The following is a 19,718-nucleotide window of genomic DNA, read 5'->3' as shown; positions in this document are numbered from 1 at the left end:
GTACAAGGTCTTGCACGCTCGTCTATAAACCTGTTTCCGGCCCGGCAGAACGCTCACCCGCACTCTACACTGCTGCAGACATCAGCCAAGGCAATGTGCCGCACATGGAGTACCTGGGATGGGCTGCGTGTCGACGGGGCGTTTTGTTGGCAATACAGGACGTGGTATTTCACTGCAGTGGCTGGTGGCGCTGGCTATCGTGCTGGGCATGCTGCTGCTCGGCGCCGCCCTGGGCTGGCAGGGTTACCGCGGAATTCGCCAAACCCTCGTGGCCGCCGCTGGCGATGCCGCCCAGCAGGTTGCCAAGACGATCGACGAGCGCGCCAGGCGCCTGATCGAGCCGGCGCAAAGCAGCATTCGCCTGCTTGCCCACAACACGACGCTTCACACCCAGGCACAGCGCATGGATCGGCTGCCACAGCTGGTGGAAATGCTGGACGCCAACCGCATGCTCAGCGCCGCCTATCTGGGTTACCCCAGCGGCGAGTTCCTGTTGGTGCGTCGCCTGCGTGACCCACAGCTGATGCAGCGTTTCGCCGCTCCACCGGGCACGGCTTTTCTGGTGCAGAGCGTCAGCCATGGCGACGGCGCCAAGGTGCAGGGCGAGTGGCGCTTTTATGATCGGGCGCTGAACTTGTTGCAGGCCCAGGCCAAACCTGACTATCGCTACGATCCACGCCTGCGTCCCTGGTTCGCTCAAGCCACGGTACAACCAGCTACTGTACTGACTCGTCCCTATGTGTTCTTCACCACCCGTGAGGTTGGCTTGACCATGGCCCAACGTAGCGTCGACGGTGGGGCCGTGATCGGCCTGGACGTTTCGGTCAACGACCTGGCCAGCGAGACTCAGGACCTGCGCATGACCCCTGGTACCGAGATTGTTGTGGTCGATGACCAGGGCAACGTTGTGGCCTATCCGGACCCGCAGCGGGCAATCGTGCACGAAGGGCAAGGCGTGCGCCTGTCGCGGGTCGCCGAGTTGGGCGCTCCCAGCCTGGCGCAGCTATACGCTGACCTGCCGAAGGGCAACCAGCCTCAGCCTTATCAGGTGGACGGCCAGACCTGGTATGGCATTCGTGTGCAGCTGACCACCCTGGCCGGGCACGACTTGCACGTGCTGATTGCCGTACCAGGCCACGAGCTGCTGGTGGGGGCACGCAAAGTCTTGTTCGAGCAGTTGCTCTGGACCGTGGCACTGATGGCCGTGTTGCTGGTGCTCGGCGGTGTGCTTGGCCGGCGCATTGGTCGCCCGCTGCGGCTGTTGCGCGAGCAGGTTCAAGGTTTGGCCAGTTTTGATTTCAGTCGTGAAGTGGGCGTGCACTCGCGGGTTTCCGAGGTGCGTGAGCTGAGCCGTGTGCTGAGCCGCATGTCCGGTACTATTCGCCACTTCCAGGCGATTACCCTTGCGCTCAGTCGCGAGCGAGACCTTGAGCGCATGCTCGATGGCGTGCTGAGCCATCTGGTAGAAGCTGCCGGGGGCGACGCCGGCGGGGTTTACCTGTACGACGCTGAACAGGCTTTGCTGCGCCTGGCCGCCTCGTGCCGCGGTGAACATTACCCAAGCGAGCTGGCAGTGGACGAAGGCGCCCGGCAGCAATTGGCTGCAACAGTGGCCCAGGCCCTCGGCCTGCACGAGCGCAGCCTGGCCGTGGTGCTGAATGACCGTAGCCAGGCACTGTTGGGCATACTGGTCCTGCAAATGGACGAAGAGCAGGCGCATGAGCGGGTAGGCGAGGCATTCCGGCGCTTTGTCGAGGAGTTGTCCGGTGTGGCTGCAGTGGCCATCGAGACCCGCCAGTTGGTCGAAGCCCAGCAACGCCTGCTGGACGCCATGATCAAGCTGCTGGCAGACGCCATCGACGCCAAGAGCCCCTATACCGGTGGCCACTGCGAGCGGGTGCCTCAGCTGGCGCAGATGCTGCTGGATCAGGCAGTGGCAGCCGACAGCGGCCCGTTCGCCAGCTTCAGCATGACCGAGGCAGAGCGATACGAGTTCCGTGTGGCAGCCTGGCTGCACGATTGTGGCAAGGTCACCAGCCCCGAGTACGTGGTGGACAAGGCGACCAAGCTGGAGACCCTTTACAACCGCATCCACGAAGTACGCATGCGTTTCGAAGTGCTGTGGCGCGATGCGGAGCTGGCTTACTGGCAAGGCCTGGCCAGCGGCGCCGACCAGCAGGTGCTGAAAGCCGCACTGAGCCGAAGCCAGGCCGAGCTGCAGGACGACTTCGCTTTCGTCGCCCAGGCCAACATCGGCGGCGAGTTCATGCAGGACACCGATATCCAGCGCTTGCAGGTGATCGGCAAGCGACGCTGGCTGCGCCATTTCGATAACCGCCTGGGCATCTCCCGAGACGAGGCGGAACGCCTTGTCGGCGTGCCGCAGCCTGAACTACCGACAGAGGAGCCATTGCTGGCCGACCGCCCCGAGCACTGCGTGCCCTGGGGTACTCGCACGCCGCCGGTGGTGAAGGGCGACCCGCGTAATATCTGGGGGTTCGATATGCACCTGCCAGGCCACGCCAGCAACTACGGCGAGTTGTACAACCTGTCGATCCGCCGTGGCACGCTGACTGACGAAGAACGCTTCAAGATCAACGAACACATCGTGCAGACCATCATCATGCTCAGTGCACTGCCGCTGCCGCGCCAGCTCAAGCGGGTACCCGACATCGCCGGCAACCACCACGAAAAGATGAACGGCAGCGGCTATCCGCGCCGTCTGGACGGGCAGGACCTGGGCATTGCCGAGCGAGTGATGGCGATTGCCGACATCTTCGAAGCACTGACGGCAGCAGACCGGCCGTACAAACCCCCGAAAACGCTGTCCGAATCGGTGAAGATCCTGGTAGCCATGGCCCGTGAGGGGCACGTCGACGGGCAACTGCTACAGCTGTTCCTCAGCAGCGGGGTATACCGCCAATATGCCGAGCGCTTCCTGCGTACCGAGCAGATCGACGAGGTGGATGTGGCCTACTGGCTGGCGCAGATTCAGGAGCGTTGCGCAGCCAGACCTGTGAGCTGAGGGACGACAACGCTGAAAAATCAGGCCGCGTGGCGCTCGATTCAAGCGCCACGGCCTTTCGCAGTGTCCTCCTGGAGACCGCCAACCACCCAGGTAGCGTGGATCAGCTCACTCATACTCCTGCACCCCTGCAATATGCCGCCCGGCGACATAGCCAAAGGTCAGCGCCGGCCCCAGGTTGATGCCACCCGACGGATACCAGCCACCCAACACGCTGGCCATGTCGGTACCTGCTGCGTACAGGCCTGCAATCGGTTGTGCGGCCTCATTCAGTACACGGGCATTGCCGTCGGTGCGCAACCCGGCAAAGGTGCCAAAACAGCCGGGCTTTACTTTCACCGCATAAAACGGCCCGTGCTCGATGGGCGCCACGCAAGGGTTGGGGCCCTTGTGCTGTGGGTCACCCTGCTTGCGGTTGAACGGCGTGGAACCGCGGCCAAACGCCGGGTCCTGGCCGTTACGGGCATGGGTATTGAAGTCAGTGACCGTGGCGCGCAGCCCGGACGGGTCAATGCCGCAGGCCTGGGCGAGCTGCTCGAGCGTGGCGCCGCGTTTCAGGTAGCCGTTGCGCACATGCGGGCCTACCGGCAGCGGTGCCGGGCGGGCATGCCCCAGGCCATAGCGGCGCAAGAAGCGATGATCGCAAACCAGCCACGAGCACACCTCCTGACCCTGCGGCACTGCAGCGATCATGGCCGACACATAGTCGTAATAGCCATGCGCTTCGTTGACGAAACGCTTGCCGTTGGCCAGCACGCCGATAACGCCCGGTTTGCCGCGCTCGATAATGTGCGGGAAGTGGCCGACGCTGCCGTCGCGATACGGCACTTGTGAAACCGGTGCCCAGGCCACTGGCGACTTCAGGTCGGTGGCAACCACGCCGCCGGCGGACTCACCCAGCCGCAGGCCATCGCCAGAACACCCCTTGGGCGGCAGCGCCAGGTTGTCGTGGCCGCTGGCATCGCGCGGGAACAGTTGCTGGCGCCGGGCGTTGTCATTGGGGAAACCACCTGCCGCCAGCACCACGGCCTTGGCGCGGATCAGTTGCTCGCCCTGTGGCGTAGCGACCCACGCCCCGCGCACCTGGCCACCCTCGATAAGCAGGCGTTTGGCCGGCGCCGACGCCTGCAGGTGTACACCCAGGTCCTGTGCGGATTTAGCCAGGCGCGCCACCAGCGCCACACCGTTGACCAGGTGCATGGCCCGACCATGGCGGGCCAGGTGGTACAGGTGGCGGCCAAAGCGCTTGCACACGTGTAGCAGGGCCTTGGGCGAGCGGGTCATGTTGAGGAAGGCGGCAAGGTCGGCACCGGCCATGATCGGCATGCCCATGAACGAGGTTTCGCGCATGGTCTTGCGCAAGCGTGGCAGCAGGGCGCCAACCTCGCGGGCATCGTAGGGCGCAGCGATCACCTGATGGCCGCCAAGGGCTGCCCCCGGCGTATCGCCATGCATGTCCGGGATGCCGTTGCCGTCGGCAAACTGCAACGCCGTGTACTTCTCGAAGAACGCTACCATGTGCGGGCACGCCTCGAGGAAGGCATCGACGCGCTCGGCATTGTAATTTGCCCCCAGCTCATGGCGCAGATAAGTCCGCGGTTGCTCGATGTCTTCCTCGATGCCGGCCCTGCGCGCCAGCGGGTTGCGTGGCACCCAGGCCCAGCCGCCGGACCAGGCGGTGGCACCGCCAAACACCGGTTCTTTCTCCGCCACGATCACCTTCTGCCCATGCCAGGCAGCCGTGACGGCCGCCGCCAGCCCGGCGGCGCCAGAACCTATGACCAGTACATCGCATGCGGTTTCGAGAGGAGCGGAAGACATTGCGGGTTTCCTGTGTTTTTATTGGAACAATGTTCCACATTCTTATCGGCAGCGGGTGGTCCTGCAAGGTCAGGTCGGGCATGTCAGGCAAGAACTGGGCGATCATCGGACATTCGAGGTGGCCCGAGCTGCGCTGGCTGGCGACGATGTGGAATCATCTTCTAGAATCCGCAAAAAATCAGGGACCTGTGACATGGCTGGTAGTCAGATCGAACGCGCCTTCAGTCTTGTAGAAAGCCTTACCGGTGAACCCCAAGGGCTGCCGTTACAAACCCTGGCCGAGCGCCTGGACATTCCCAAAAGCGCTGCCCACCGCATGCTCACTGAGCTGGTGCGGCTGGGCTACGTGCGCCAGAACCGGGAAAGCAGCCGCTATCAGCTGTCGGCCAAGCTGGTAGCGCTGGGCTTTCGCTACCTCGCCAGCAGCGGTGCCGACATCATCCAGCCGATTCTTGACCGCCTGGCCCAGGACAGCGGCGAACTCGTTCGCCTTGGGGTGATCGACGGTGCCCGGCAAACCTGGATCGCCAAGTCCCAGGGGGCCCGCTCCGGGCTGCGCTATGACCCGGATATGGGGCGCGACGCGCCGCTGTTCTATACCGCCTCCGGGCATGCCTGGCTAGCCAGCCTGGACGATGAGCAGGCGCTGCAGATGGTGTTGCGCCAGGGTATTGCCGACCCCGACCAGTTCGGCCCCAACGCGCCACGCTCCACCGACGAGCTGCTCGCCTACCTGCACCGCGCCCGCGAGCGTGGTTATGCCTGGGTCGAGGAAACCTCCGCCATCGGCACCTCAGCCCTGGCCGCAGTGGTGCGCCGGCCGCAAAGTGACGAGGTGATCGGCGTGCTGAGCATCGCCGGGCCCAGCGCGCGGCTGGCACAGAGCCGCCTTACAGCGCTGGCACCGCTATTGCTGGCGGCGGCAGAAGAGCTGTCGGCGGCCAGTCCCGCCAGCGAGCTGTTTGCCTGAGGGGATATTCCGGTCGATTACCGCACAGTCTGTTGCACCTGTTCTTCTGAAAAGCTGAACTTGGTTCTAAATTGTCGAGTGTAAATTGTGGAACCAGGTTTCAGAATTTCATGACAACAATGACAAGAGGACAGGCTGTTGAACCCACCCCTTCGTATTGCCTTGATTGGCGCCGGCATCATGGGCCGGCAGCATTACCAGCATTTGCGCAATGTGCCGCAAGCCCAACTGTGTGCCGTGGCCGACCCCGGCCCGCAGGCCGAGGCCTTCGCTGCCGAGTGCGGCGTGCCTTGCTTTGCCGACCACCGGCAAATGCTGGAGCAGGTGCGCCCCGAGGCAGTGATCGTCGCCAATCCCAACAACCTGCATGTCGCCACCGCCCTGAATTGTGTCGAGGCCGGGGTGCCGGTGCTGCTGGAAAAACCGGTGGGCGTGCACCTGGATGAAGTGCGTGCACTGGTGGAAGCCTCACGCCGCCGATGTGTGCCGGTGCTTGTAGGGCACCATCGCCGACACAATCCGCTGATCGCCAAGGCGCACCAGGTGATCAACGAAGGCAAGCTGGGCCGTCTGATCAACGTCACCGCGCTGTGGCAACTGCAAAAGCCCGACAGCTATTTCGAAACGCCCTGGCGCCGCGAGCCAGGGGCCGGTTTCTTGCTGACCAACCTGATCCACGACCTTGACCTGTTGCGTTACCTGTGCGGCGAGGTGGTGCAGGTGCAGGCCTTCACCCGCAACGATGTCCGCGGTTTTGCCAACGAAGACAGCGCCGCAGTGCTGTTGCAGTTTGCCAACGGTGCCCTGGGCAGCCTGACCGGGTCTGACGCGGTGGCTGCTCCGTGGAGCTGGGAGCTGGACACTGGCGAAAGCCCTGTGTACCCGCGCCAGGATGGCCAGCCGTGCTATCTGCTGGCCGGTACCCAAGGAGCACTGAGCATTCCCCAGCTCAAGCGCTGGCATTACGCCGAGGCAGGCTCGGGCTGGCATACGCCCCTGTTGCAAAGCTCGGAAAGCATCCCCGCCGGCGAGGCATTGACCCTGCAATTGCAGCATTTTGTGCGGGTTGCCCGGGGTGAACAGGCGCCGCTGATCGACGCTGCCGACGGGGGGTGCACACTGGCGCTGATCGAAGCGATACGACAGGCAGCCCAGAGCGGTCGGGCTTGCGCGCCCGAGCACATTGGCTGATGCAACCTTACTATTGCTGGTGATGATAAATGACTGATCGAATTTTTTCCCTCGCGGCCCTGACGGTGCTCGAGCTGTCTCCACCGGACATGGTCGAGGCCGCCGCCCGAGCGGGTTACAGCCATGTCGGCCTACGGCTGGTACCCGCCACCGAACAGGAGCGGCATTTCCCGCTGGTAGCCGATGCCGAACTGCGCCGGCAAACCCAGGCGCGCCTGCGCGACACGGGTATCAAGGTGCTCGACCTGGAGATCCTGCGCCTTGAGCCGGCAACCTGTGTAGCCGATTTCGAAGCGATCCTGGCGGTGGGCGCCGGGTTGGGTGGCACTGAATTGCTGGTAGCGGGCAACGACCCCGACGAAGCGCGCCTGACCGAACGCTTTGCCGCATTGTGCGAGCTGGCGGCGCAATACGGCATTCACCCTCACCTGGAGTTCATGCCCTGGACCGACGTACGCGACCTGCGCCAGGCCATGCGGGTGGTGGCCAACGCCGATTGCGCCAATGGCTGCGTGCTGGTGGATGCCTTCCACTTCAACCGCTCCGGCTCTTCGCTGGACGACCTGGCGCAGATGAAGCCGCAGCGCATGCGCTATGCCCAACTGTGTGACGTTGCTGGCCCGGTACCGGCCGACATGGACGAGATACTGCGCCAGGCGCGTAACGAACGTCGCTTCCCGGGTGATGGCGATGCTGACCTGGTTGGCCTGTTACGCGCCTTGCCGCCGAGCATGCCGCTGAGCCTGGAAACCCCTACGCGGCAATTGCTGGAGCAGGGCATCAGCGGCGAACAGCGTGCGCGCATGGCGCTGGAGAAAGCCAAGGCGGTGCTGGCCGCAGTCTGATTGGGCGAACGTGGTGCATGGCACCGGCTACGTCACGTCCGTGGGGCAACCCGCTCACACACCGAACGTTGCAGTGGCGTTGTCCGCTTCTCAAAAATACCAGGCCAAAAAAAGGGCCCGCAAGGGCCCCGTAGAGGTAAGTGGTTAGCGCTCTCAGGCGCTCTCGACCTTGCGCGGTGCCATGAAATACATCCACACCAGCGCCAGGAAGTACATGGCGGGGATCATGGTAAACAGCACCGCATAGTTGTTGTTGGTAGCGGTCAGCACGCTGCCGACAATCTGCGTCATGAACATCCCGCCAATTGCCGCACACATGCTGCCGAAGCCGAATACGGTGCTCACCAGGTGCTTGGGTGTGTAGTCCATCACCAGGCTCCAGATATTCGCCGTCCACGCCTGGTGCGCGCCCACCGCGATCGAGATGGCCGCCACCGCGACCCACAGCCCACTGGCGTTGGCGGCAAAGATGACGCTGAGCATGGTGCAGGCGAAGATCAGCATGGACACCAAGCGCGCTGTCGTAGCACGCACGCCACGGCCAATCAGCCACGACGACAGGATGCCTCCCCCGATGCTGCCGAAGTCTGCCGTCAGCCAGATGATGATCAACGGGATCCCCATCTGGGTCACGTTGATGCCCAGGCTGTATTGCTGGTTCAGGAACGGCGGCAGCCAGTACAGGTAGAACCAGAACACCGGTGCGGTCATCGCATAGGCCACTGCAAAAGCCCAGGTGCCACGCAGGCGCAGGATACGGCTGAACGGCACGCGGGTCGGCTCGGGCTCATCATCCTGCTGGATGTACTGCACCTCGCTCTGACGCACGCGGGGGTGGTCTTCAGGGTTGTAGTACTTCAATACCCACAGCACGACCCACACCAGGCCCAGGCTGCCCATGGCGATGAACGCAGCCTGCCAGCCCCACACAGCCAGGATCAGCGGCAACAGCGCGGGGGTGACCATGGCGCCAACATTGGTGCCGGCGTTGAACAGCCCCGTTGCAATGGCCCGCTCACCCGCCGGGAACCACAGGCGCACGGTCTTGACGCAGGCCGGGTAGTTGGCGGCCTCGGTCAGGCCGAGGATGAAGCGGCAGACCATGAAACCTGCCGCCGAGGTGGCCAGGCCGTGGGCACCCGTGGCCAGGCTCCACAGCAGTACAGCGAAGAAGAAGGCCCGTTTGACCCCAACCTTGTCGATCAGCCGGCCTTGCAGCAGAAAGCCGATGGCGTAGCCGACCTGGAACCAGAAATTGATGTTGGCGTAGTCCATCGCCGTCCAGCTCATTTCCTTGGCCAGTACGGGCTGCATGATGCCAAGGGCGGCTCGGTCGATGTAGTTCAGGGTGGTGGCGAAGAACACCAGGGCCAGCATGCCCCAACGGGTCTTGCCGACGCCAAAGGCGCCGCGGAGCTTGTCGCCGATCGAGCCCTGGGACATCCGGGGCGCGGCGGGGGGGATCTTGGAGTGGTTCATAGACTGCTCGTTTCTTGAAATTGTATTCAGCTGCGGTGCTACGGGTGCGTGATCGTTTTCCAGGCAGGGGGCACGCAAGGCCGGTGCATGGTGAGCAGTGAAGACAGCAGCGTCAATTCGAGAGACGGGCTACTGTTCGGTTATCGAACGGTTGCGTTGGCCTGTGGGCGCGGCAGGTATTCACGTCACTGAAGGTTAGAAGGCTTGGGCCCTGGTTGCCTGATGGGCGCAGGTCAGGAGGGTGAGGGCAGGCTGTGATAGTTGTGCCGCACAGGGTATGGGATGCCTACAAGCCAGGTTTGTGTGAATACAGAGACCATGCAGTTGCCCAGCTCTCGACTTCGGCGCGGCCGTACTGCTGAATCCAGGACCGCACGGTTTTATGCAAGGTGCTTTTTGCTTCCACTTTCTCCCCTGTATAAGGGTTTATATAGTATTTGCTTTGCCGAGCCCTGTAACGTGGGGGCTGTGCGACAGGGCGGCATTGTTGATAGACATCCTCATCATTGCTCATGTGTTCGCTCTCGATGATCGCCAGTACATTCGACAGATTGAATTGATATTCGGCCAGCAGGTTGTGCAGCTTGCTTTCAAACTCGAATTCGCGGATGAGGCGAGGGTCGATTTTAATGAAGGAAAGCTCGTTTTTTTTTGCCGCTAGTAGTCGCTCGAGGGCGCGAAACTCTGCGAGTCGGGACATGTCTTATCTCCATCGGGTGATGGGCTTAGTGTTAGTGGTTGTTGGGCGTGAATGCAAGCGGTGAAATAATTTGATGGATTTTTCTTGGTGGTTAACGATGCTTTTTAAAGCGTGGAATTGTTTGGTGCCAGGTGCTCTGTGTAAGAATATTCCCACACTTTTGGCATTAATGATGTCACTGGTGTCTCGTGCCTGTGAGCGCTTGCCCGCTATTTGACGGGACGCCCCATAACTGTTGACTCACAGGCTTCGTCATCAAAGGAGTGGTTTCGTATGAACTCTGACGTTTAATCGCCTTTGGCTCAGAGGTCGGTAGTTGCTTCAATCAATGAGCCAACCCGGGTCCCCCTCGATCAAAGTCCCTCCATGGCTGGTAGTGTCACCCAGCCTTGCTGCGGGTTGGCCCTCGATAATCGTGCAGGCAGCGCCGGTTTCGATAATGGCACCACAATTGATGCGATCGCCCACGCGTGCGACGGCCTTGCCATCTACTAATGTTGCACTTGCGCCGGTTTCCACAGTGCCTTCGCCATGCAGCGGGCAGCTATGACGATGGCCTACCAGTACGATGGGTTTCATTTGCGCTTCCTTTTGCCGGGTTGAACGGGGGCTTCCTCAAAGGCAGCGGGTGGCGGTGGCGCTGCTTGGACATTGAACAGGCGGCAGATGCCATACCAGCAGAGGGCAACGGAGAGGTTGTAGGGAAACAGCACAGCCCAGAACGGCAATTGCCAGTTCTTTTTGCCCTGCATTTCACCGGGCTCGCCGGTTCGCCAGGGAGCATAGTGGCGCCAGGCTTCTGCCGGGGTCAGGCAGATGGCGTGCAGTGGCTTGTGCCACCAGTTGGGTTCACCGGGCGGGGGGAGTTTGTCTGGGCCGTGGTCCATGAAGTGGCGCAGGTATTCCCACACTTCGGCCACATGCTTGACGCCGGGCTCGGTGGATTCGTTGCTGTCGACCCAGAGGCAGTCCTTTTGATGCAGGCTGCCGTCTTCCCGGCGGGGGGCGAAGGCGAGGGCATAGCTGGTGGTGAAGGAGGAGCCGCCGTATTCGGTGCGCTTGAAGATGCCACCTCCGGTGTTGGCCCATTCGAATACGAGTACTTTGCTCAAACGTTGGTAGTAGATTTTTTGGGTTGAACGATTGAAGCAGAAGCTTGATAAGCGTTTTATGAAATATATTCGATAAATGAGGAAAGGTAGGAAAGTGAAAGGCATAAGCAAGAATCCGGTGGCTAATAATGGAGCGGATTCGTACATGCGCCATATGTCTCTAGAGAGTAAGTGTGGGTAAAAGCCGGCAATTGAAAGAATAGTAATCGCGCAATACAGCTTTCCCATGAAGACAGAGTCTGTGACCCATGGATTCCTTAAGCATAAAATAGTGTCAGATAAGCTTAATAGTTGTCCTGTGATAGTGGGCTTGTGTCCAGAGTCTGACATTGAGTTGAATAGCCAGATGGTTGCCATGATCAACGCTCCAGACGAAAAACTGACAGGGTCTCATTATCTTCGTCCAGGCCTTGATTGGCGTTGTAGGTTAGATGAAGTGAGACATGATTTTGGTTGGCTAGGGTGTTTTCGAAATGTAGAACTAAGCCAGCACCTACGAGGTGGCCGGTCGGGCTGATTGGAAAAACGTCAATTCCGTGGTCGTCACGGACGGAGCTCAAACCTCCTGACCATTCACTTACGCCTAACCTGAACGCAGGCAACAGCACTGTGAATTCTACGGTTGGTTGGGATGTGACTACTTCGTTATGTGTGATAGCTGTCCAGTCTGGCGGCGACCAGTGGTTATTCTGATGCCATCGGGTGTCGGCTTTAGTTATGCCGAGGGATAGGGCCTGCTCGGTGGATAGTAGCTTGGGTCCATAATGTTCATTGTGCCAAGCCTTAATTTCTGTTTGCAGTGAGGTGAAGTAGGGTAGTTTTTTCTCATAGTCCAAGGTAATGCCAGGGTGCACTTCTCCATCATTTTTGCGATTCCCGAAAATACTACGTGCTGCCCAAAGTTCAATTGGCCTGTGGAGACGCTCATGTGCCTTGGCGTGTAGGTAGAGGCCTCCTGCAATGATGGCTACTCCTACGAGGACAAGGGCTGCTGCGGCCCATCCGGCAAAGGGCACAATCGATGTCACGCCCGCAATTGCAAGTCCTGCTTCAAGGACGACAGCGGAACTGACAGCCATGGTGAAACCACCAGTCAACGTGTAGTCGGCAGCCGCTTGATTGCCGTTCGCTCTCTGGCGCCTTGTTTTGGAGATATCAGAAAGCAAGCTAAATGCTATTGCCGGGTAACCGGCTAACCGCGCAAACAGATTGCTACTCAAAAACTTGATAACCCCATTGGCAAAGGCCATGCCCGGCGCTGTGGCACTTAATATCAGCATGACGGCCTTTTGCGTTGCCCGTACGCTGACCAACGTTGCCGCCGCTGCACCAAGCACCCTCTCGCCCAAAGGGCCTTCCATGAACACGTAGACATAGCCCGGTCGCAAAGCGCGGAGGGTGTAGGCCGAGTGCTGCAGTGGAGTGAAGCCTTGTTCCAGGTTGAAGCCTGCATCGGCATAGCGGCAGGCGGGCGTGTCGCCGGTGCGTGGCACGATGGCGTAGCGCACTGGCAGGATGGGTATACGAGCACTGCAAGCTGGGCCGGAGGTGGCGCGGCTGACGGAGGCGTCGCTCATGTACGCTTCCTTTGGGTTGAATGCGCTGGTGCCTCCTCAAATGCTTCGGGAGGCGGTGGCGCTGCTCGGACGTTGAACAGGCGGCAGATGCCATACCAGCAGAGGGCGACGGAGAGGTTGTAGGGGAACAGCACAGCCCAGAACGGCAATTGCCAGTTCTTTTTGCCCTGCATTTCACCGGGCTCACCGGTTCGCCAGGGGGCGTAGTGGCGCCAGGCTTCTGCCGGGGTCAGGCAGATGGCGTGGAGTGGCTTGTGCCACCAGTTGGGCTCACCGGGCGGAGGGAGTTTGTCCGGGCCGTGGTCCATGAAGTGGCGGAGGTACTCCCACACTTCGGCGACATGCTTGACGCCGGGTTCGGTGGGTTCGTTGCTGTCGACCCAGAGGCAGTCCTTTTGATGCAGGCTGCCGTCTTCCCGGCGAGGGGCGAAGGCGAGGGCATAGCTGGTGCTGAATGATGAGCCGCCGTACTCGGTGCGTTTGAAGATGCCACCTCCTGTGTTAGCCCATTCAAACACAAATACCTTGCTCAAACGTTGGTAGTAGATTTTTTGGGTTGATCGGTTGAGGCAAATGGTTGATAAGCCCTTTATAAAGAAAATTCGATAAGCTAGGAATGGAGTAAACACGAAGGGGGTTATTAATAATAAAAGCATCAATAAAATTTCTTCGTTGTAAAGTTTCGAGATGTTAGGGGGTAGATAAGGGTAAGTGCCTGTCAGCAGTGTGATCGTCATTGCGCAGTATAGTTTTCCCATAAACACGGAATCTGTTATCCATGGGTTTCTCAGGCACAAGGTATTCTCGGATACGTTTGCCAACTGCCCTCCAATTGCAGGGGTGTGTCCGGAGTATGACGTTGAATTGAATATCCAGATGGTTGCCATGATCAGCGCTCCAGGCGAAAAGTTGACAGGATCTCATTGTCTTCGTCCAGGCCTTGATTAGCGCTGTAAGCTAGATGCAGTGAGACATGATTTTGGTTGGTAACCGTGTTCTCGAAATGCAGGATTAAGCCAGCGTCTACGATGTGTCCGGTTGGAGTGATTGGGAATACGTCAATTCCTTGGTCGTCACGGACGGAGCTCAAACTTCCTGACCATTCACTTACGCCTAGCCTGAATGCAGGCAGCAGCACTGTGAAATCTACGGTTGGTTGGGGGGTGGCTACTTCGTTATGTGTGATAGCTGTCCAATTTGGCGGCGACCAGTGGTTATTCTGATGCCATCGGGTGTCGGCTTTAGTTATGCCGAGGGATAGGGCCTGCTCGGCGGATAGTAACTTGGCCCCGTAATGTTCATTGTGCCAAGCCTTAATTTCTGTTTGCAGTGAGGTGGAAGCAGGAAGTTTCTTGTCAAAGTCCAAGTTGATGTCGGCGTGCGACTCTCCATCATTGATGCGATTGCCGAATATGCTACGTGCTGCCCACAGTTCTATTGGGCTGTGAAGGCGTTCATGTGCCTTGGCGTGTAGGTAGAGGCCTCCTGCGATGATGGCTACGCCTACGAGGACAAGGGCAGCGGCGGCCCATCCGGCAAAAGGTACTAGCGTTGTAGCTCCCGCAATGGCAAGTCCTGCTTCAAGAGTGACAGCAGAGCCAATGGCCATGGTTAATCCACCAGCAATTGTGTATCTGCCAGCCGTAGAGTTACCGTTATCGAATTGGCGCAATCCCTTTGACCAATCTGAGATCAGAGAAAATGCAATTGCCGGGTATCCGGCTAAACGCGCAAACAAATTGCTACTCAAAAACTTGATAACCCCATTGCCAAAGGCCATGCCCGGCGCTGTGGCACTTAATCTCAGCATGACGGCCTTTTGCGTTGCCCGCACGCTGACCAATGTTGCCGCCGCTGCACCGATCACCCCGAAAACAGATGAAGCGAACCCCAGGGTGTATTCCGGTGCATCGCTCTTCTGCAGGCTGTTGTAGGCCGTCTTGAGCGACAAGATGTTGAACCACAGCATCCCCGCGTTTAAACCGCCACCACCGCCGGAGGTGAGCAACCCAAGGAAGTTGGGTTTCACCCGCGCAGTGGTGGTCAGCTCGATGGACACCGTGCGGCTTCCTGATATGCGCAACGCTTTCATCTCTTCAACCTGCGCCATGCCGCTCTTCAAATACCGCTGCACCTCCTGGCTAAAGGGGTTTTCGGTAATGGCCTGCTCGGTGATGCGATAGCGCGCCGCCAACAACCCCAGCGCTTTCTCGGCATTGGCCTCACGCGCTGCCAACTGCACCTGCCGCCGCAGGCCATGGCTGGCATCCCAGCGGGTCTGGCCACGCAGGCGCTTGAGCACCACGGTATTGACCGACTGGGCGGTGAGGTCGGTGATGTCGGCCATGGCCGGGAAGCGACCGGCCAGCCCTTCGATCACGTTGTCGCTGGCGCCGAACAAGGCGCCGATGGCGTCGGCCTTGTCCTTGAACGGGTTGAACGGCGCCAAGGCGGTGTAAAGCGGGCTGTCGTGCTGGTCCAGCCATTGCTCCAGGCGTTTGAAGCGTCGGTCATGATCTTCGGTGCCGGGTGTCGGCTGGCCCATTGGGTGAATCAGCAATGCCAGTGAGATTTCCAGACCGCGGGCGGAGGTGCGTTCGTTGCGGTCGTAACAGGCCAGTGCCGCAGCGAGGCTGTAGGGGTTATCGATGTGTTGGGATTCGGCCGTCGCCAGCCAGGCGTCATGATCGTTGCTGGCTTGCAAGGCCAGGTTGCGCAGGGCGGCAATCCGCCGTTCCAGCGCGTCGCGTTCGGCGAGGAAGCGCCGGTATTTGTCGACATCGAGGCGCTGTGCCAGGCGCGCGCCATTGGGGGAGTAATCTTCATGGGTGAGGGCCTGGAAGTGTGCCTCGGCCGGCGACAGGGCGGGGCCCCGGCGTGACGTGCCAAGCCTGAACGCGGCCAGTTCTGGTGAGGGGGCATCTGCCGGGTACAGGCTTTCCAGCGTCTTGTTCAGCAGCATGGCGACCAAATTGCGATGGTGAAAGTCGCGGCTCTGCGGGCTGAGCTGCTCGGCATCCAGCCGGTAGCATGCCGGCACGCGCTCCTGCTCGGGAGGCTGGGCGGGTTTTGTGTGTTCCAGTTGCTCGGCGGGCATCAGGTCACGCAGTTGATGCTGGTAGGCCGAGACCGACAGGCTCAGGTCCAGGGCCATGCCTTCGGCATCGGCGAGCGCCACCACCACCGGCACTTTCGGCTGGGTCCAGGGGTAGTGGCGGGCGATGGCAGTGAGGTTGCCGATGGGCAAGGTTTCGGTGACCGGGTCGCTGCTCCAGGTCAGCGGCATGCGCCGCTCGGTTGGCTTGAAGTCTTCGACCCAGGTTTGCAGGGCACTCACTGGCAACACATGGGGCTGGGTGGACGGCGCCTGGTTGCCGCTCACCAGCTCGGCCATGTCCAGCTGGCGCATGTGCCGTTTGCGCAGGGCTGGCGAACCGGTGATACGGGCGGTGATGGCGTTGGTCCACAGGTGCGGGCTGTAACCGATCCACACTTCCTTGGCGGTGTCCTGACAGGTGTCGGCCCACACCCAGCCCGTGCTCTGGCCGGACAGGTAGCGGCCACGCTGGTGGTAGTCCTCCAGCCCTTGGTAGCGCAGCTCCTTGTAGAGGCCCGCGCCGACGTGCTCATGAATGACCAGCTTTTCGCCCTGAGGGCCTTTCATGAACACGTAGACATAGCCCGGGCGCAAAGCGCGGAGGGTATAGGCCGAGTGCTGCAGTGGAGTGAAGCCTTGTTCCAGGTTGAAGCCTGCATCGGCATAGCGGCAGGCGGGGGCGTCGGCGGTGCGGGGCACGATGGCGTAGCGCACTGGCAGGATGGGTACGCGTGCGCTGCAGGCAGGGCCGGAGGTGGCGCGGCTGACGGAGGCGTTAGTCATGGGCAGGCTCCTTGCTTTCGACCAGTGCCTGGAGCTCGCGAAGGCGGGCCTGGGGCGACTCTTCGAGGTTGGTGTAGATTTTTCCCGCCTTGTCATTGCTCATCAGCCACATGTGCCCGGCTATCAGCCGAATGAATTGGCCCGCAACTTCCTCGCTCCGGAAATTGAGGGCTGTCAGTTGCGGCAGGAGTGTTTCTATCCATAGGCGTATGTCCGCCAAGGTATGGTTGGCATGGGGCGGCATGGCCAAGACCTCATGCGCCAATGAGAGGACAAAGTGCTCGTGCATGCCTGCTTGCAGCCGATCAAGTTCAAGCTGCTGGAGGGTCAAAGGCAGTTCTGATTTTGAGCGGGCAGCAATCGGCTTGTTTTCGTGTGTTTTCCACTCATGAGCCGGCCCCCAGTTGACTCGCCATGCCAACCGAGACACCGGGCCAAGCCAGGCCTTGCGATGGTCGTCGTCCAGCGCATTCAGCCAGGCTGCAAGATGGTCCGGTGTGACATGGTGAGTGGCAACGCTCTGATCAGGGAGCACGACCTGCACCAGGCTGGTGAAGTGGTCTGCCAGCGCTGCCAGGCCAACCTCGGCATCCAGCGCGATGGCGCCACCGATAGGCATCCAGGTCGTGATTGCATGGGCAAGCAGCTCGTGAGCGTCTGCAACGTCCACCAGCAAAGGCCCAAACTCATGACGGTCATCCAGGGCGCTGCTCTTCCATAACCATGCCTTTTGAGTATTCCGGCTGACAGCGTTTATAAGGTCGAGTACCGATGGGGCATAAGCAGGAACCAGTTCACCTTCCTGCGGGATGGGCCGATAGGCCCAGTTCTCGATTGCACTGGTCATGAGCAGCAGAAAGCGGCAGTTGTGAGCGAAGTCTTCGCTACGCGGAGGAGGTGATGACAAGGTGGTCATTGGACTTGCCCTCGGATACAGCGGCAATCGGGCAGGGGGCAGGAGCCATCAGGGCGGCGCCCACACAGGCGCTCCAGCGGCTTGCCAGTGTTCGGTGCACTGCTGATGGAAAAGGGGCTTGCCGTCCCATTTGCCGACTTGAGCATCTGGCCGGTGATGCGAATCGTCGGGCTGTCCAGGGTGATGCCTGTTTCGTCGATTCGAATGGAGCCCCCAGGGCCTTGGATGACCACGGCTTCCGATGCTCGAAGTTCATAACGGCGTGTACGTCTGCGGATATCCCCACGGGCTTCCAGCTCGGCATGCCCTTCGACCCGTTGCTCGAAGTTGCCACCGATACGGGTGTGGTGATTGGCGGCGATCTGGTCGTGACGGTGATTGCCGATGTTTTCGACACGGTCCTTGGCGATCCTGATCGTGTGGTTTCTACCGATGTCGAGCGCGGCATCCTGCCCAATGGTGATGCGCTCGTCATTGCCAACCGTTTCCGTACGGTCGTGGCCGATCAGGATCGATTCGTCGTTATCGACCTGCTCTTTGCGGTCATTGCCGACCTGCGTAGTCTCATCGTGCTTGACCACATTGTTCTGGTCCCTCTGGGCATGAATGAACACTTCCTCCTGGCCCAGTTCGTCCTCGAAGCGCAGCTCGTTGAAGCCATCGCCCTTGTGGGTCTGGCTTTTGATGGTCATGCGGGTCTTGTGGCGGGGAAGGTCGTAGGGTGGCAGTTGGTTACCGCAGTAAGTACGGCCGGTGATCATCGGCTGATCGGGGTCGCCGTTGACGTAGTGGATGATCACGTCCTGGCCAATCCGTGGGATGGCCATCGAGCCCCAGCTGCCACCGGCCCAGCCTTGGGATACGCGTACCCAGCAGGAGCTGAACGCGTTGTCCTGGCTTTCTCTGTCCCAGGGGAAGCTGACCTTGACCCGGCCCCATTCGTCGCAGTAGATCTCTTCACCGGGCGGCCCGACCACAGTGGCCATGTGCGGGCCGTCAACGCGTGGTTTGGGCAACGGAGCTGGGCGCCACTCGGTTCTGCCTGGCACCAGTACCGCTTTTTGCTCGTAACGTGTGCCCTGGTCGGCCCCGGCAGCTTCTTCCTGCAGGCTGGTGAACTGACTGCCTTCGTGGCGGACCGTGCTGACCCGCCAATGCACATTCAGGTCTTCGCGTGGGTGGCCGGTCAGGGTGAAACTGAGCCCCGGTTGCAGGCGCACGTCATCGCCCTGGACCTCGGCAATACGCACGTCATGGCGCAGCGCTGTGATGCGGCTTTCGGTGAACGGCTTGCCAACGGCATCGCGTTTGTAACGGCCGGGGTAGTCGAAGCACTCATAGTCCGTGGACTGGTGCTCAAGATAGGGGCCTGAGGCCCTGTGTTCCTGACGATAGGCCGGGTGGGTGAAGGTGTAGTCGCGTTGAACCTGCCGTGCAGTACGCACTTGTTCGCTGTAGCGCAAGCGCCGTAGGCACGGTTGAGGCTGGTCGCCGCCGTGGTTGGAATGGTACAGCACGGTGTCCGGGGCTGACGGTTCACGCTCACGGGAGAAGCCTTCGGCGTCGTCCTCGTGTTTGATGACACCGTGACTTATCAGGCCGAGTGACTGCAGTCTGTCGGTGATGATCAGCTTATGGCGTTTTTCATTGTGCTCGAAGCGGTAGACGAAGCCTTCTTCGGCCGCCAGGCGGGCGATGAAGTCGAGATCGGTTTCGCCGGCTTGTACGCAGAATTCGCGCACCTGATGGTCCATGCTGGCGCGTAGTTCGTACTGGTCGATGCCCTGGCGCTTGAGCATCAGCTCGAGAATTTGCGGCACGGTCTTCTGTTGGAAGATGCGCCAGTTCGAGCGCAGGTTGGCCCGTGCCAGTTGGGGCTCGACCAGCGCGTGGTAGTAGGTGCGGTAGAAGCCGCTTTCAGCCTGGCTGAAACGGCTGACAAGGCCGTGCACGTACCGTACCGGGCGTTCGCCCTCCAGGATGGTGAAGAGCACGGGTTTGTCGAGCAAATGGCCGAAGTCGATATCGTTCTCGAAGCTGATCAGTTTCAGCTCCAGTTCAAAGGGTGCGCTGATGCCCTCTCGGAGTTCGAACGACACCACTTCGAATTCAGCTTTGCCAACCAGCGGCTGGAAGCTGTAACGCACGTCAGATTGGCTAGGCATACACGATCCTTGTCCGCCGTCTGAATATTCGAAAAGC

Annotated in this window: 13 protein-coding genes and 2 pseudogenes; 4 read left to right on the top strand and 11 right to left on the bottom strand. The window is 60.5% G+C overall.

What is annotated here, in order from left to right; translation table 11 throughout:
- The first annotated feature begins 118 nt into the window (after positions 1 to 118).
- Positions 119 to 3,025 carry an HD domain-containing phosphohydrolase gene (locus ACYCCG_RS01080; RefSeq protein WP_459669196.1) on the top strand — a complete coding sequence of 969 codons (2,907 nt, stop codon included), beginning with the start codon at positions 119 to 121 and terminating at the stop codon, positions 3,023 to 3,025.
- Positions 3,026 to 3,133: 108 nt separating this feature from the next.
- Here ACYCCG_RS01080 and ACYCCG_RS01075 read toward each other — a convergent pair whose 3' ends face one another.
- A complete protein-coding gene (locus ACYCCG_RS01075; protein ID WP_209965334.1) occupies positions 3,134 to 4,846 on the bottom strand; it encodes an FAD-dependent oxidoreductase in 1,713 nt (570 codons plus the stop codon).
- Between the two features lie 193 nt (positions 4,847 to 5,039).
- On the opposite strand from ACYCCG_RS01075, the gene ACYCCG_RS01070 reads away from it, so the two are divergent.
- The 3 genes from ACYCCG_RS01070 to ACYCCG_RS01060 all read left to right on the top strand — a co-directional run bounded on the left by ACYCCG_RS01070 (position 5,040) and on the right by ACYCCG_RS01060 (position 7,852).
- Entirely contained in the window at positions 5,040 to 5,816 is a 777-nt protein-coding gene (locus tag ACYCCG_RS01070) for an IclR family transcriptional regulator (RefSeq protein WP_020190769.1), read from the top strand.
- Between the two features lie 138 nt (positions 5,817 to 5,954).
- A complete protein-coding gene (locus tag ACYCCG_RS01065; RefSeq protein WP_459669195.1) occupies positions 5,955 to 7,007 on the top strand; it encodes a Gfo/Idh/MocA family protein in 1,053 nt (350 codons plus the stop codon).
- Positions 7,008 to 7,036: 29 nt separating this feature from the next.
- Positions 7,037 to 7,852 (top strand): sugar phosphate isomerase/epimerase family protein, encoded by an 816-nt coding sequence (locus tag ACYCCG_RS01060; RefSeq protein ID WP_459669194.1) that lies wholly within the window; start codon positions 7,037 to 7,039, stop codon positions 7,850 to 7,852.
- 153 nt (positions 7,853 to 8,005) lie between these two features.
- Here the strand turns inward: ACYCCG_RS01060 and ACYCCG_RS01055 are convergent, their stop codons facing one another.
- The 10 genes and pseudogenes from ACYCCG_RS01055 to ACYCCG_RS01010 all read right to left on the bottom strand — a co-directional run bounded on the left by ACYCCG_RS01055 (position 8,006) and on the right by ACYCCG_RS01010 (position 19,681).
- Positions 8,006 to 9,331, bottom strand: coding sequence for an MFS transporter (locus ACYCCG_RS01055; protein ID WP_103469077.1), 1,326 nt, complete (start codon positions 9,329 to 9,331; stop codon positions 8,006 to 8,008).
- Between the two features lie 286 nt (positions 9,332 to 9,617).
- Positions 9,618 to 10,031, bottom strand: a complete 414-nt coding sequence (locus ACYCCG_RS01050) for a histone-like nucleoid-structuring protein, MvaT/MvaU family (protein WP_209965344.1) — start codon at positions 10,029 to 10,031, stop codon at positions 9,618 to 9,620.
- 321 nt (positions 10,032 to 10,352) lie between these two features.
- Positions 10,353 to 10,610 (bottom strand): PAAR domain-containing protein, encoded by a 258-nt coding sequence (locus ACYCCG_RS01045; RefSeq protein ID WP_209965346.1) that lies wholly within the window; start codon positions 10,608 to 10,610, stop codon positions 10,353 to 10,355.
- A complete protein-coding gene (locus tag ACYCCG_RS01040; RefSeq protein ID WP_339535036.1) occupies positions 10,607 to 11,500 on the bottom strand; it encodes a DUF6708 domain-containing protein in 894 nt (297 codons plus the stop codon). The genes ACYCCG_RS01045 and ACYCCG_RS01040 overlap by 4 nt, the downstream gene beginning before the upstream one ends.
- Before the next feature lie 2 nt (positions 11,501 to 11,502).
- A pseudogene (locus ACYCCG_RS01035) lies at positions 11,503 to 12,480 on the bottom strand (T6SS effector BTH_I2691 family protein); the annotation flags it as partial.
- 30 nt (positions 12,481 to 12,510) lie between these two features.
- Positions 12,511 to 12,720, bottom strand: a pseudogene (locus ACYCCG_RS01030) (toxin VasX); the annotation flags it as partial.
- The gene (locus tag ACYCCG_RS01025; RefSeq protein WP_459669193.1) at positions 12,717 to 13,607 is read right to left on the bottom strand and encodes a DUF6708 domain-containing protein; all 891 of its coding nucleotides are present in this window, start codon (positions 13,605 to 13,607) and stop codon (positions 12,717 to 12,719) included. The gene ACYCCG_RS01025 and the pseudogene ACYCCG_RS01030, both read right to left, overlap by 4 nt.
- 2 nt (positions 13,608 to 13,609) lie before the next feature.
- The gene (locus ACYCCG_RS01020; protein ID WP_459669192.1) at positions 13,610 to 16,600 is read right to left on the bottom strand and encodes a T6SS effector BTH_I2691 family protein; all 2,991 of its coding nucleotides are present in this window, start codon (positions 16,598 to 16,600) and stop codon (positions 13,610 to 13,612) included.
- On the bottom strand, positions 16,593 to 17,516 hold the full coding sequence (locus ACYCCG_RS01015; protein ID WP_256818979.1) for a DUF4123 domain-containing protein: 924 nt from the start codon (positions 17,514 to 17,516) through the stop codon (positions 16,593 to 16,595). The genes ACYCCG_RS01020 and ACYCCG_RS01015 overlap by 8 nt, the downstream gene beginning before the upstream one ends.
- On the bottom strand, positions 17,513 to 19,681 hold the full coding sequence (locus ACYCCG_RS01010; protein WP_339443150.1) for a type VI secretion system Vgr family protein: 2,169 nt from the start codon (positions 19,679 to 19,681) through the stop codon (positions 17,513 to 17,515). The genes ACYCCG_RS01015 and ACYCCG_RS01010 overlap by 4 nt, the downstream gene beginning before the upstream one ends.
- Positions 19,682 to 19,718: the final 37 nt, after the last annotated feature.

Source organism: Pseudomonas sp. VEM90 (genome assembly GCF_054611535.1).
This window is presented reverse-complemented; position numbering and strand designations above follow the sequence as displayed.

Excerpts from the sequence above, each read along its gene's own strand:
- ACYCCG_RS01010 (WP_339443150.1), bottom strand. The coding sequence starts at position 19,681 with ATGCCTAGCCAATCTGACGTGCGTTACAGCTTCCAGCCGCTGGTTGGC.
- ACYCCG_RS01080 (WP_459669196.1), top strand. The coding sequence starts at position 119 with ATGGGCTGCGTGTCGACGGGGCGTTTTGTTGGCAATACAGGACGTGGT.
- ACYCCG_RS01060 (WP_459669194.1), top strand. The coding sequence starts at position 7,037 with ATGACTGATCGAATTTTTTCCCTCGCGGCCCTGACGGTGCTCGAGCTG.
- ACYCCG_RS01045 (WP_209965346.1), bottom strand. The coding sequence starts at position 10,610 with ATGAAACCCATCGTACTGGTAGGCCATCGTCATAGCTGCCCGCTGCAT.
- ACYCCG_RS01070 (WP_020190769.1), top strand. The coding sequence starts at position 5,040 with ATGGCTGGTAGTCAGATCGAACGCGCCTTCAGTCTTGTAGAAAGCCTT.
- ACYCCG_RS01020 (WP_459669192.1), bottom strand. The coding sequence starts at position 16,600 with ATGACTAACGCCTCCGTCAGCCGCGCCACCTCCGGCCCTGCCTGCAGC.
- ACYCCG_RS01055 (WP_103469077.1), bottom strand. The coding sequence starts at position 9,331 with ATGAACCACTCCAAGATCCCCCCCGCCGCGCCCCGGATGTCCCAGGGC.
- ACYCCG_RS01050 (WP_209965344.1), bottom strand. The coding sequence starts at position 10,031 with ATGTCCCGACTCGCAGAGTTTCGCGCCCTCGAGCGACTACTAGCGGCA.
- ACYCCG_RS01075 (WP_209965334.1), bottom strand. The coding sequence starts at position 4,846 with ATGTCTTCCGCTCCTCTCGAAACCGCATGCGATGTACTGGTCATAGGT.
- ACYCCG_RS01015 (WP_256818979.1), bottom strand. The coding sequence starts at position 17,516 with ATGACCACCTTGTCATCACCTCCTCCGCGTAGCGAAGACTTCGCTCAC.
- ACYCCG_RS01040 (WP_339535036.1), bottom strand. The coding sequence starts at position 11,500 with ATGGCAACCATCTGGCTATTCAACTCAATGTCAGACTCTGGACACAAG.
- ACYCCG_RS01025 (WP_459669193.1), bottom strand. The coding sequence starts at position 13,607 with ATGGCAACCATCTGGATATTCAATTCAACGTCATACTCCGGACACACC.